12 protein-coding genes are annotated in these 11459 nt (G+C 64.5%); 7 read left to right on the forward strand and 5 right to left on the reverse strand.

The window, feature by feature from the left end:
* Positions 1-102: 102 nt before the first annotated feature.
* Positions 103-813: an NUDIX hydrolase gene (locus tag GSQ88_RS10185; RefSeq protein WP_246735197.1), complete on the forward strand. Its 711-nt coding sequence runs from the start codon at positions 103-105 to the stop codon at positions 811-813.
* On the opposite strand, the gene GSQ88_RS10190 is transcribed toward GSQ88_RS10185, so the two are convergent.
* Complete coding sequence (locus tag GSQ88_RS10190) at positions 797-1096, reverse strand: winged helix-turn-helix transcriptional regulator (protein ID WP_349628212.1); 300 nt, start codon at positions 1094-1096, stop codon at positions 797-799. The genes GSQ88_RS10185 and GSQ88_RS10190 overlap by 17 nt on opposite strands.
* A 153-nt stretch (positions 1097-1249) precedes the next feature.
* Between GSQ88_RS10190 and GSQ88_RS10195 the strand changes: the two genes are divergently transcribed.
* The gene (locus GSQ88_RS10195) at positions 1250-2209 is read left to right on the forward strand and encodes an aldo/keto reductase (protein ID WP_159007598.1); all 960 of its coding nucleotides are present in this window, start codon (positions 1250-1252) and stop codon (positions 2207-2209) included.
* 5 nt (positions 2210-2214) lie between these two features.
* Here GSQ88_RS10195 and GSQ88_RS10200 read toward each other — a convergent pair whose 3' ends face one another.
* Positions 2215-2853 carry a TetR/AcrR family transcriptional regulator gene (locus GSQ88_RS10200; RefSeq protein WP_159007599.1) on the reverse strand — a complete coding sequence of 213 codons (639 nt, stop codon included), beginning with the start codon at positions 2851-2853 and terminating at the stop codon, positions 2215-2217.
* A 155-nt stretch (positions 2854-3008) separates the two neighbouring features.
* Between GSQ88_RS10200 and GSQ88_RS10205 the strand changes: the two genes are divergently transcribed.
* Genes GSQ88_RS10205 through GSQ88_RS10215 form a run of 3 tightly spaced genes read left to right on the forward strand, consistent with a single transcriptional unit; the run spans position 3009 to position 6851 of the window.
* On the forward strand, positions 3009-3536 hold the full coding sequence (locus tag GSQ88_RS10205; RefSeq protein WP_159007600.1) for a (2Fe-2S)-binding protein: 528 nt from the start codon (positions 3009-3011) through the stop codon (positions 3534-3536).
* Positions 3533-4591 (forward strand): FAD binding domain-containing protein, encoded by a 1059-nt coding sequence (locus tag GSQ88_RS10210; RefSeq protein ID WP_159007601.1) that lies wholly within the window; start codon positions 3533-3535, stop codon positions 4589-4591. Before GSQ88_RS10205 ends, GSQ88_RS10210 begins: the two co-directional genes overlap by 4 nt.
* Positions 4581-6851, forward strand: coding sequence for a xanthine dehydrogenase family protein molybdopterin-binding subunit (locus tag GSQ88_RS10215; RefSeq protein ID WP_159007602.1), 2271 nt, complete (start codon positions 4581-4583; stop codon positions 6849-6851). Before GSQ88_RS10210 ends, GSQ88_RS10215 begins: the two co-directional genes overlap by 11 nt.
* A gap of 21 nt (positions 6852-6872) precedes the next feature.
* Here GSQ88_RS10215 and GSQ88_RS10220 read toward each other — a convergent pair whose 3' ends face one another.
* On the reverse strand, positions 6873-8285 hold the full coding sequence (locus GSQ88_RS10220; RefSeq protein WP_159007603.1) for an amidase: 1413 nt from the start codon (positions 8283-8285) through the stop codon (positions 6873-6875).
* A gap of 136 nt (positions 8286-8421) precedes the next feature.
* Positions 8422-9000 carry a TetR/AcrR family transcriptional regulator gene (locus GSQ88_RS10225; protein ID WP_159007604.1) on the reverse strand — a complete coding sequence of 193 codons (579 nt, stop codon included), beginning with the start codon at positions 8998-9000 and terminating at the stop codon, positions 8422-8424.
* Between the two features lie 109 nt (positions 9001-9109).
* Here GSQ88_RS10225 and GSQ88_RS10230 point away from each other — a divergent pair, with 109 nt between their 5' ends.
* A complete protein-coding gene (locus tag GSQ88_RS10230; protein ID WP_159007605.1) occupies positions 9110-10390 on the forward strand; it encodes an FAD-dependent monooxygenase in 1281 nt (426 codons plus the stop codon).
* Here the strand turns inward: GSQ88_RS10230 and GSQ88_RS10235 are convergent.
* Positions 10363-10608 carry a hypothetical protein gene (locus tag GSQ88_RS10235; protein ID WP_502706715.1) on the reverse strand — a complete coding sequence of 82 codons (246 nt, stop codon included), beginning with the start codon at positions 10606-10608 and terminating at the stop codon, positions 10363-10365. The genes GSQ88_RS10230 and GSQ88_RS10235 overlap by 28 nt on opposite strands.
* A gap of 191 nt (positions 10609-10799) precedes the next feature.
* Between GSQ88_RS10235 and GSQ88_RS10240 the strand changes: the two genes are divergently transcribed.
* Positions 10800-11192 carry a RidA family protein gene (locus GSQ88_RS10240; RefSeq protein ID WP_159007607.1) on the forward strand — a complete coding sequence of 131 codons (393 nt, stop codon included), beginning with the start codon at positions 10800-10802 and terminating at the stop codon, positions 11190-11192.
* Positions 11193-11459 lie beyond the last annotated feature (267 nt).

The raw sequence follows: 11459 nt of genomic DNA on the forward strand, positions 1-11459 counted from the left end.
GTGTGTCTGAACAACTAATTAAGTTGGACAGTACAACTAAGTGTGTTATTGTCAAGCGTCGAGATTGGAAATGACCTGACTAGCTTTGGGATGTCTATGCCTATGTCCAAGTTGAAGGAATCACTTGATTTTCCGCGACCGTTGACCACGGTCGATGGGGTCGTTTTTGCGATCAGGGACGATGCGCTTCACGTCCTGCTGGTGCAGCGGGCGGCAGGCGAGGGTGAACCGTTTCCGGGTTCCTGGGCCTTGCCGGGAGGTTTTGTCGACACCGTCAGGGACAACAGCTTGGAGGCCTGTGCGATCCGCAAGCTGAAGGAAAAGACCGGCGTCGTCAGTCCGTATCTCGAGCAATTGGGAAGCTGGGGCAGCGCCACGCGGGATCCGCGCGGCTGGTCCGCGACGCATGCCTATTTTGCGCTATTGCCGGCGGTGCCGACGCGCGACCAGCACGCTGCCGACGCCGAATGGTTTGCGGTGACCGCGGGCAGGGTCAAACCGAAACTCGCGTTCGATCACGGCGATATTCTCCAAGCCGCGATCCAGCGCCTGCGCAGCAAGGTCGAGTATACGTCGCTGCCGGCCTATTTGATGCCGCAAGAGTTCACGCTGCCGGATTTGCAGCGGGTCTATGAGATCGTGCTTGATCGGGTGTTGGAGAAGAGCGCGTTCCGCGCGCGGATGCTCGCGGCGGACCTGATCGAGCCGCTGGCAAGGATGCGCAAGGGACCCAATCGGCCTGCGCAGCTTTACCGGCTCAAGAAGGCAAAATCACCGGTCTATTTCGCCAGGACCTTCAATCCGCCGGGCTGACCGGCAACGGCTCGATCGCGGAATGACTTCTGGCGAAGTCGCGCAGAGCCACCAGAACGGGACGAAGGGCTTCGCCGCCTTGCGTCAGCCGATAGTCGACGTGAGGCGGGACCTCGGCGTGATCGGTCCTCAACACAAGACCATCGGTCTCCAGGTCACGGAGCTGCTGGATCAGCACCTTGTGCGAAACGCCCGAAAGGCTGCGTTGCAACTCGGCGAACCTCAGCACGGGCCGTTCGAACAGCCGGAATAAAATATCCAGCTTCCAACGGCCATCAAGCATGGCGACGGTGTTTCGGACCATAGCCGCTGAGCCTCCCGGCCCCAGGCAAGACGCTTCCGCGGAGGGGGTGGCAGGCACCTTAAGGTACGTACTTGCGGTCATCTCTCTAGATCCAGACATTGAAGCGTCCTGAGGGAATGGGGGCGAAGGAGGATGAGCGTGAAACGTCGCTTACTCGGCAAGCATACTGGATTGACCGCATCTGCGCTCGCCCTCGGCACGGGTCGACTCGGGATAGATCGCGACGGAGCGACCGACGACAACGCCGCGCAGCGTGTCTTGCGAGCGTTCGCCGAAGCTGGTGGGGATTTGTTCGACACCTCCAGCGCGTATCAACTCGGAGCCTCCGAGGAACGTCTTGGCACCTTCCTGGCCGATGCCGGGCGTGACCGCTTCATTATCGCTTCGAAGTATGGTCGTACGGCCCAGTCGGCGCCAGTGCCGTCGCTGGTGGGCAGCCATCGCAAGGCGATGTTGACGGACCTCGAGGGTAGCCTGCGGCGGCTGCGGACCGATCGGATCGATATCTACATGCCGCACTTTGACGACGGGCGCACCTCGATCGAAGAGATCATGGCTGGGCTGGACGATCTGGTGCGAACGGGCAAGATCGTTCACATCGCTCTGACCAATTTCCCTGCCTGGCGCATCGCCGAGGCTGCCATGCTGGCCGAATGCCGGAATTGGGCGCCGTTGGCGGCTGTGCAGCTTGAGTACAGCCTGTTGGAACGGGACGCCGATCGCGAGCATCTTCCATTGGCTCGGGCGCGGGGCCTCGGGATCATGGCCTATTCGCCGTTGGGTGGAGGGCGACTTTCGCAACGACTGCGCAATCGATCCGAAAATGACATTCTGGCGTCTGCGTTAGCGGACGTCTCCACCGAGATGGAGGCCGATTTCTCCGCAGTCGCGCTGGCGTGGGTACAGAGTAAAGGCATGATCCCGATCCTGGGTCCTCGCAATGAAGCGCAGCTCGCCGACGGTTTAGCGGCAGGAAGGATGACTCTGTCCGCCGAGCAAATAGAGCGCCTGAATGCGTGCAGCGAACCGTATCGCGGACAGCCTTACGAAGTGCTGTCGCAGGTTCGCGACCGGCTGATGCCGGTGGAATAATGACGCTATTTCGCGCGTCGCGGCGGCGCCGCCGGCTTCTTCGGTCTATCGGCGTTGCTATCGACCTTGCTTCGCACGCGAAGACCATCGACGAAGACGTCGACCAGCCGCATGACGCTGTCCTGCCAGCCCGGCCGGTCGTGCAGATAGCACATGCCGATCAGGGCGCGCAGCACGTCCTCGGCGCTGATATCGTCGCGGATATCGCCGGCGGCGATGGCGCGCGCGAGCAACGCGCCGACGGCGTTGATCAGGCGTTCGAACGTACCGGCATAGATTTCTGACGAGCCGTCGACCGTGAGCGCCAGCGCCGCCAGCATGCCTTTCTTGGTGGCTATGAAGGTGACACAGGATTGCAGCCAGCGGCGCAGCGCCTCGACCGGGTCGGCTTCACTTTTCAATTGTTCCGCCAGTTCGGTGAGCTGCTGCACTTCGCGCCGATAGACCGCCTCGAACAAATCCTCGCGGGTCGGGAAGTGGCGATACAGCGTGCCGATGCCGACCCCGGCGCGTTTGGCCACGGCCTCCAGGCTCGCGTCCGGACCGCCGGCGCTGAACACGGCCTTGGCGGCCTCCAGCACGCGCTCGCGATTGCGGACCGCATCGGCGCGGGGCTTTCGGACGGTTTCTGCGGAATGTGACATCTGACTAATTTAGGTATCTTTTTTGATATCGTGCCCCCTTGTAAACGGAGGGCGCCTCCATATTTGCCGTTTCAGCACCGAACCTGGACAGGCCCGCCGAACCAACAGCGGCGGCCGGGGTTCAATGTCGACCATAGCATTGATCGGAGCACTGCATGAAGTTCCCTATCACCCTGACCGTTAACGGTGTGCCGCATAGCATCGACCTCGACGATCCCAGGGTCACGCTGCTCGATCTCTTGCGCGAGCGTCTGCATCTCACCGGCACCAAGAAGGGCTGCGACCGCGGTCAGTGCGGCGCCTGCACCGTCATTCTCGACGGACGGCGGATCAATTCGTGCCTGACCCTGGCGGTGAGCCACGACGGCGCCGACGTCCTCACCATCGAAGGTGTCGCCAGCGGCAACGAACTGCATCCGATGCAAGCCGCCTTCATCGCGCATGATGGTTTGCAGTGCGGATTCTGCACGCCCGGCCAGATCATGAGCGCGATCGGCCTCGTGATGGAAGGCCATGCCGGCGACGATCCCGAGCGGGTGCGCGAAGGCATGAGCGGAAACCTCTGCCGCTGCGGCGCCTATGCCGGGATCACCGAGGCGGTGCTCGAAGCGCAGCGGAAGATGGCCAATCCCGACAAACCCGATCTTGCCAAACCCGATCACGTCAAGGAGCGCGCGGCATGAAGAATTTTGAGTATGTCCGGCCAGCGACGATTTCCGAAGCCGTCGCAGCCGCGGCCGAGCCGGGAGCTGCCTATCTTGCTGGCGGCACCAATCTGCTCGACCTGATGAAGGGCGGCATCGTGCGTCCAAATCGTCTGGTCGATATCTCGCATCTGCCGGGGCTCGACCGGATCGAACGGTTGCCCGACGGCGGCACACGGATCGGCGCGCTGGTGCGCAACGCCGATCTCGCGCACGATGGCGAATTCGCCAAATCCTATCCCGCGATCGCCGAGGCGCTGCTGTCAGGCGCATCGGGACAGCTTCGCAACGCCGCGACAGTCGGCGGCAATCTGCTGCAGCGAACGCGCTGCGGATATTTTTACGATCCGGCCTCTGCCTGCAACAAGCGCGAGCCGGGGACCGGCTGCGATGCCCGTGGCGGCGAGAACCGCTTGCACGCCGTGCTCGGCTGGAGCGAGGCCTGCATCGCCACCCATCCGTCGGATTTTTGCGTGCCATTGGCCGCCCTTGATGCGGTGGTGGAGATCGAGGGCCGAACCGGCCGGCGCGAGGTCACGGTCGAGGCGCTGCATCGTCTGCCGGGCGATACGCCCGAGCAGGAAAACGTACTTCTGCCCGGCGAGCTCATCGTCGCGGTGCGGCTGCCGAAGGAAGCGCGGACGTTCTCCCACCATGCGCGCTATCTGAAGGTCCGCGAACGCACGTCCTTTGCCTTCGCGGTGGTGTCCGCCGCGGTTGGCTTGCGGATCGAGCAGGGCACGATCTGGGATGCGCGGCTCGCACTCGGCGGCGTTGCGCCGAAACCGTGGCGTGCGCATGCCGCCGAGAAGATCGTGGAAGGATGCGTTCCCGATGCCGCCACCTTCCGCCGCGCCGCGGAGGCAGCCCTCGCCGACGCCAGGCCCTGCGGCGACAATGCCTTCAAGATCGAATTGGCAAAACGCATCATCGTGCGCGCCTTGACGCTCGCGATATCAGAAACGGCCGAGCGCGTCGCAGCGCTGCCTGGTTCTCCCTTCGCCCCTGTTGCCGGAGCACTCCATGCCTCCTGAAATCAGCCTGACGCCAGTCCCCGCGCATGCCCGCCACGGTTCGAATATCGGCCAGCCGCTGACCCGCCGCGACGGTGTCCTGAAAGTCACTGGTGCTGCGCGTTACGCCGCGGATAATCATCCGCCCGGGATGTTGCATGCGGTGCTCGCGGTCAGCACTATCGCGCGCGGTCGCGTTAGCTTCCTCGACGTCGAGGCCGCCAAGGCGCATCCCGGCGTCGTCGAGGTGATGACCCCGGCCAACCGTCCGCGGCTGGCCGAGGATCCCGACGCCAAGCTGCACCCCTTCATGTTCCGGCTCGAACTGCTGCAAAACGACGAGGTGCGGTATGCCAACCAGGCGATCGCGGTGGTGATCGCGCAAACGCTGGAAGCCGCGACCGAAGGCGTAGCGCTGCTGGCGCCCAAATATGAAACGCAGCCGGCCCGGGTCGGGCTCGATGCGTCAGAGAGTTTTGTCCCCGCTGCCGTCGGCGTCGGCAATCCGTCCGCGATGCACCGTGGCGATGTCGAAGCGGGACTCGCGGCGGCGGCAAGGCGCATCGATGCGACCTACGAGACGCCGATGCAGTACCATAACCCGATGGAGCCGCATGCGATCGTGGCGGCGTGGGACGGCGATGCGCTGTCGGTCGATACGCCGAGCCAGGGCCTCGCAATGGCGCAGGGGCGGATCGCCGGATTGTTCGGCATCTCGCCGGAGAACATCCATATCCGCAGTCCCTTTTTGGGCGGCGGTTTCGGTTCGAAGGGCCTGATTTCGGGGCCGCAACTGCTTGGCATCCTGGCCGCCCGGTTGGTCGGCAAGCCCGTCAAGCTGGTGCTGCGCCGTGAACATTTGTATGGGCCGGTCGGTCATCGTTCCGCGAGCCGCCAGCGGCTGCGCATCGGCGCCGACGGCGAGGGCCTTTTGACCGCGATCGATCACCGCGCCAAGGTGGCATCGAGCACGTTCGATGATTTCTTCGAGCCGGCCGCCGACGCCTCGCATACGCTGTACGCCAGCCCCGCCATCGCTACCTCGCACGAGGCTGTCAGGCTGGACACCGGCACCCCGCTGTTCATGCGGGCGCCCGGCGAGGCGACCGGATCGATTGCGCTGGAGAGCGCGATCGACGAGATGGCGGATGCCTGCGGCATGGATCCGCTGGCGTTCCGCCTCAAGAACTACGCCGACGTCGAACCGATTTCCGGCAAGCCGTTTTCCTCGAAGGCGCTGCGGGAATGTTATGCGCGCGGCGCCGAGCATTTCGGTTGGTCGAAACGCCCGCTGGCGCCGCGGCAATTGCGCGACGAAAACGGCTTGCTGATCGGCTGGGGCATGGGCACCGCGACCTTTCCGGCGCTGATGTTCGCGGCCGAAGCGCGCGCGGTGGTGCGCGGCGACGGCAGCGGCGTGATGGAGACCGGCGCACACGACATGGGGCAGGGCGCGTGGACTGCGTTTGCGCAGATCGCGGCGGATGCGCTCGGGCTCGACCTCGATCGGATGGAGTTCAAGGCCGGCACCTCCGATTTGCCGGACGCCGGCATCGCCGGCGGCTCGGCGCATACCGCGACCGCCGGCATGGCGATCCACAATGCGGGTGCGGCAGTGATCGCAAAACTCGCCGATCTCGCCACCAACGATCAGCGCTCGCCCTTGTTCGGCGCCGGCAATGCCGGCGTCATCGCGCGCGACGGCCGTCTGTTCCGTCGCGACGACGAGACCCGCAGCGACAGCTACGCCGATATCCTTGGCCGTGCCGGCCTCGCGCAGGTCGAAGCCCGTGGCAAGGGCGCGGCCGATCCCGCCGCGCAATCCAGCTACGCGATGCATGCGCATGGCGCGGTGTTTGCCGAGGTCAAGGTCGATAGTGATTTGGGCCAGATCCGCGTCACCCGCCTGGTCGGGGCGTTCGCCGCGGGACGGGTGATCAATCCCCGCATGGTGCGCAGCCAGATTTTTGGCGGCATGATCTGGGGCATGTCCTTTGCGCTGCACGAGCAAGCCATCATGGACAAGCGTTCCGGCCGCACGCTGAACGCCAATTTCGCCGAGTATCAGGTCCCGGTGAATGCCGACGTGCCGTCGATGGAGGCGCTGATGATCGAGGAGCACGATCCCCACGTCAACGCGCTCGGCATCAAGGGCGTCGGCGAAATCGGCATCACCGGTTCGGCCGGCGCGATCGCCAACGCGGTGTGGCACGCCACCGGCGTTCGCGTACGCCGGTTTCCGATCGGGCTCGATGATCTGGTGATGCCGCGGTCACACTGAGGAAGATCCGCCGGCTGCGTTTCAGCGCACCGGATCGATCGGCGTCGCCAGGCCAAGACGGGACTCGATCGCTTCGGCGGCTTCGAGGCACAGGTCGTCGCGCAGCCGGCGACCGGTGACGAGCACGCCAATCGGCAATCCCGTCGCCTCGTCGCGGCCGGCGGGGACGCAGGCCGAAGGCAAGCCCAGCACGTTTGCCGGGACCACCGGTCGCATCAGCTCCCTGGTGGCGGCCGTGCCGGCCACGCTCGCCGAATCGAAGCCATGCTCGAACGGCAGTTGCGTCCAGGTCGGCGACAGCAGCAGCGGCCGGTCCGCCATGAAGGTCGACCACGCGCGCGCAATGCCGTCGCGCTCGACCATCAGCTGCGACCATGCCTTCGCGTCGGCCAAGGGCGGCGTAAGCTGGTTGAAGTTGTTCAGGAAGGCCGTCGCATCGGCGCCCATCATCGGCGCCAGCGATTCCAGCACCGATCCGAAGTCGCCCAGGATCAGGCGCAGCCAGCAGTTGATCGCGTCCTCGTAACGCGGCGGGCAGACTTCTTCCACGACATAACCGGCGTCGGCCAGTGCCTGCGCGGCGCGCCGTACCGTTGCCGCGACCGCCGGATGGGTGCTTCCACCGGGCGGCTCGGGCAGCACGGCGACGCGGATCGGCCGGCCGATCGGCGGGCCATCGAACGGCGCATCGATCGACCAGGGATCGCGCGGGTGCGCGCCCATCAATACGCGCAGGCCAAGGCGCACGTCGGCAACGCGCCGGGCCATCGGGCCCTGCACGTTCATCAGTTGCACGGCCAGCAAGCGGTCTTCGGCCGGCACATAGCCTGCATCGGGCACGCGGCCCGCCGACGGGCGGATCGAGGCGATGCCGCAGGCGTTAGCCGGATTGCGCAGCGAACCGCCGATGTCGTTGCCAAGGCCAATCGGACTCATGCCGCTGGCCAGCGCCGCGGCCTCGCCGCCGCTGGAGCCGCCCGCGGTGCGGCCGGGATGCCAGGGATTGCGCGTCAGCCCATGCAGCGAACTCGTGGTGTGAATGCGCAGCGCCATGTCGGGCAGGTTGGTGCGGCCGATCGGAATAGCGCCCGCGGCGCGCATGCGCTCGACGACCGGGGCATCGGCAGGCACCACCGCCTTGGCCAGCGCCGTCACGCCCCAGGTGGTCGGAAGGCCGGCCATGTCGATGTTCTCCTTCACCGTGAAGGGAACGCCATGTAGCGGGCCGACGGTCGCGCCCGCAGCCAATTGCTTGTCGGCCTCGAGGGCTGCGGCGCGGGCGTCGTCCGCCAGCACCAGCACCACAGCATTCAGCGCTGGATTTACCGCCTCGATGCGGGACAAATGGGCCTCGACCACCTCCTTTGAACTCAACTGCCGATTTGCAATGCGCTGCGCCAGTTCAGTCGCCGAAAGCTGCCAGATCTCGCTCATGTGAAATTCCAATCCAATCCAATCAAGAAGACGAACCGCGGCACCTTGCATGGCCGCAATTCGCCGATGGCGGGGCATCGAGGTTAGGCCGTTTGCCTGCCGCTTGGAAGCTGTGACCGGTCTCGGGTTGATTTAGTCAGCGTGCGCGGACCAGCGGCAGGAATATCGCGTCGACCCAGATCTTGCGCATGGCGGGCGGCGGCGCGGTCCACGTCATCAGCACATGGTGGCGGAACAAATCGGTCAGCAACGTCGTGACTTCCGGGACCAGCTTCTTGGCGTCGATCTCGCCGCGCGCCACCGCGCGATCCAGGATCGGGGTCAGGACGTTGGCTTCGCCCAGCAGCAATTGCGCGCGCAGTTCGAGCGGCGAGGAGCGCGTGTGCTGGAAATATTCGTTGGCAAAGAACGCCAACCCCACGGCGACGCCGGCCGCGCGATCGGCGGCACGATCGAGCAGTTCGAGCAGTTCCTTTCGCAGGTCACCGCGATCCTTCACCGTCAGCGGATGCTTGTGCATCTGATGACGGAGGGCTGCGACCGTCAGCGCCGCGCGTCCGTCCCAGCGCCGGCTGAGCACCGGGCGGCTGGTGCCGGCGCGCGCGGCCACCGCCTCCATGGTCAGGCCGGCGTAGCCCCGTTCGCTGAGTTCGAGCCATGCGGCGTCCAGAATCGCGCTGTCGAGATCGTTGCCGCGGCGGCGCTTCTCCATCATGTGCTCACTCAATTTAATAAGATACATTTCCGCATCTTGACGCCGGCGCTGCGCAAGGCTAGATGCGGAGACTAGATGCATCAATGCATCTTAATGGCGAGGTCAGGACATGTCGACCCATTTCGCGCGTGATGCGTCGCCGGTTCGGCGTCGCGTTCTGATCTCGGGTGCAAGTTTTGCCGGCCCGGCGCTGGCGTTTTGGCTGCACCGCTACGGCTTCGCGGTGACGATCGTCGAGCGCGCCGCGGCGTTGCGGAGCGGCGGCTATCCGATCGACGTCCGCGGCACCGCGATCGACGTGGTCGAGCGCATGGGGCTGTTGCCCGGCCTGCGCGTCGCCCACATCGGCTCGAAGCGACTGACCTTCATCGACGGCGAGGGGCGGGCGCTGGCCGAGATCGGGCCCGAAATGATGACGGGCGGGCGCGACGTCGAAGTGCCGCGCGGCGTGCTGACAAAAATGCTGGTTGAGTCGACGCGTGATGACGTCATCTATCGGTTCGGCACCTCGATCGAACATCTGGTCGATCGCGGCGAAGATGTCGAGGTGACGTTCAGCGATGGCGGTCGCGAAAGCTTCGATGTCGTGATCGGCGCCGACGGGCTGCATTCAAACACGCGCGCGCTCGTCTTCGGACCCGAGAGCCAGTTCGAGTACCCGATCGGTTTCTGCTTTGCTGGCTTTCTCACCCCCAATACGCTCGGGCTCAGTCGCGAAGCGGTCTGCTACAATGTGCCCGGCCGCGTGGCCGTGCTGTATGCGGTGGGCGAGCGCCCCGAAACCGTGCATGCCTTCCTGGCCTTCGCCCATCCGCGGCTCTCCGAGCAGGAGGCGCGCGACCACGACCGGCAGCGCCGGTTGACGGCGGAGGCTTTCGCGGATGGCGGGTGGAAGACAGCTGAGCTGGTCGAGGCCATGCTGGCCGCGGACGACTTTTATTTCGATACGGTTCAGCAGATCCGCATGCTGTCGTGGTCGCGGGGCCGCGTCGCGCTGGTGGGAGACGCCGCCCATGCGCCGTCGTTCCTGACCGGCCAGGGCACCAGTCTCGCGCTGGTCGGGGCCTATGTGCTCGCCGGCGAACTCGCCTCGCATGCCGACCACACCGCAGCCTTTGCCGCCTATGATCGAAAGCTGCGCCCGTTCGTGGAGCTCAATCAGGCAAGAGTAGACCAAGGCCGCGCCACGCTGATCCCGGTCACGCAACAGCAATTGGAAGAGCGCAATCGATCTTTTGCCGACATGACTTCAAGCGACATGACTTCAAGCGACAATACTTCAGGCGACATGGCCCCAATCGATACCGCAGATAGCGCGGCGGCACCGACAGTCGATTTCCGCAGCGCATTATCCCTGGAAGATTATGACGTCACTGTTACACGGTCGTGATCTTGACGCCCTGAACCCTCTTGCGCGTGGCGGCGGAGGTATGCGCCCGCAAGGTGAGGGTCGATGCCGATTTCAGCACGCCGCAAACCGCGGAAGAGCCCCTCCGTCCCATTCGCGCAGGCACCATCCAGAGCACAGGCTTTTTGGTGGTCGGTCCGTTTGACTTCGAAACGCTCATACGGTTTGTCCCATGATCCGGCCTCGTCAGCGTGCACCACAGTCCCCCCGGCAATACGACCGTCAATAAAGGCGGAAGCTTGGCCTTCTAACTGAAAACCGCCGGAACCGGGTTCCCGCCATGTTCAACTTTCATGGGCCGCTTTACGCGGATACTTCGATCACGCTCGTAGCATGCCGGCGCTTTCCGATGTTAGGTTGACCTTCGTCAACCCGAACCGAAGGCAATGCCATGAAACGAGAAGTGATCCGCGTCGAACCGATTTCCTCCTGGCTCGAGCGATGGAAGGCGCCGGCCTCCGCGGTGACGCGCGCCGGCAACATGGTGTTCGTATCCGGATTGCCGCCATTCGATCCGGAAACCGGCGAGATCGTCGCCGTACCGATCGAGCGCCAGACCGAACTGGTGATGGCGCAGCTCAAACGCTGTCTCGAGGCGGCGGGGGCCTCGCTCGACAACGTGATGAAGTGCAACATCTTCTGCACGTCGGCGAAGCATTTTGCGACCGTCAACGCGATCTACACGCGCTATTTCCCGGAAAACCCGCCGGCCCGCATCTTCGTCTGCATTCCGGAATGGACCGGCCCGTTCGATATCGAAATCGACTGCATCGCGATGGTCTGAGCTTCGCAGAAGAAAGCAAAACGTAGGGTGGGCAAAAGCGCATCTGCACCGTGCCCACCATTCGCAATGATGAGCCGAGATGAGCGGTGGGCACGGCGCGAGTGCGCCTTTGCCCACCCTACGGCTCCGCGAACTCGAGCTAATTTTCCGCGAAGCTCCCCGGAATTTATGTCTACTCAGTTTCCAAAAGTATCTTTTTATTTCCAAAGCGCCCGCTGTCTTTGATGCGACACATCTAAACAGAATTTAACTCGTCACCCGACGCGC

Origin of the sequence: Bradyrhizobium sp. S69 (assembly GCF_009766005.1) — a bacterium.
Classification (GTDB): domain Bacteria; phylum Pseudomonadota; class Alphaproteobacteria; order Rhizobiales; family Xanthobacteraceae; genus Bradyrhizobium.

Coding starts and splice junctions, on each gene's coding strand:
- GSQ88_RS10185 (WP_246735197.1), top strand. CDS start 103: ATGTCCAAGTTGAAGGAATCACTTGATTTTCCGCGACCGTTGACCACG.
- GSQ88_RS10190 (WP_349628212.1), bottom strand. CDS start 1,096: ATGCTTGATGGCCGTTGGAAGCTGGATATTTTATTCCGGCTGTTCGAA.
- GSQ88_RS10195 (WP_159007598.1), top strand. CDS start 1,250: ATGAGCGTGAAACGTCGCTTACTCGGCAAGCATACTGGATTGACCGCA.
- GSQ88_RS10200 (WP_159007599.1), bottom strand. CDS start 2,853: ATGTCACATTCCGCAGAAACCGTCCGAAAGCCCCGCGCCGATGCGGTC.
- GSQ88_RS10205 (WP_159007600.1), top strand. CDS start 3,009: ATGAAGTTCCCTATCACCCTGACCGTTAACGGTGTGCCGCATAGCATC.
- GSQ88_RS10210 (WP_159007601.1), top strand. CDS start 3,533: ATGAAGAATTTTGAGTATGTCCGGCCAGCGACGATTTCCGAAGCCGTC.
- GSQ88_RS10215 (WP_159007602.1), top strand. CDS start 4,581: ATGCCTCCTGAAATCAGCCTGACGCCAGTCCCCGCGCATGCCCGCCAC.
- GSQ88_RS10220 (WP_159007603.1), bottom strand. CDS start 8,285: ATGAGCGAGATCTGGCAGCTTTCGGCGACTGAACTGGCGCAGCGCATT.
- GSQ88_RS10225 (WP_159007604.1), bottom strand. CDS start 9,000: ATGATGGAGAAGCGCCGCCGCGGCAACGATCTCGACAGCGCGATTCTG.
- GSQ88_RS10230 (WP_159007605.1), top strand. CDS start 9,110: ATGTCGACCCATTTCGCGCGTGATGCGTCGCCGGTTCGGCGTCGCGTT.
- GSQ88_RS10240 (WP_159007607.1), top strand. CDS start 10,800: ATGAAACGAGAAGTGATCCGCGTCGAACCGATTTCCTCCTGGCTCGAG.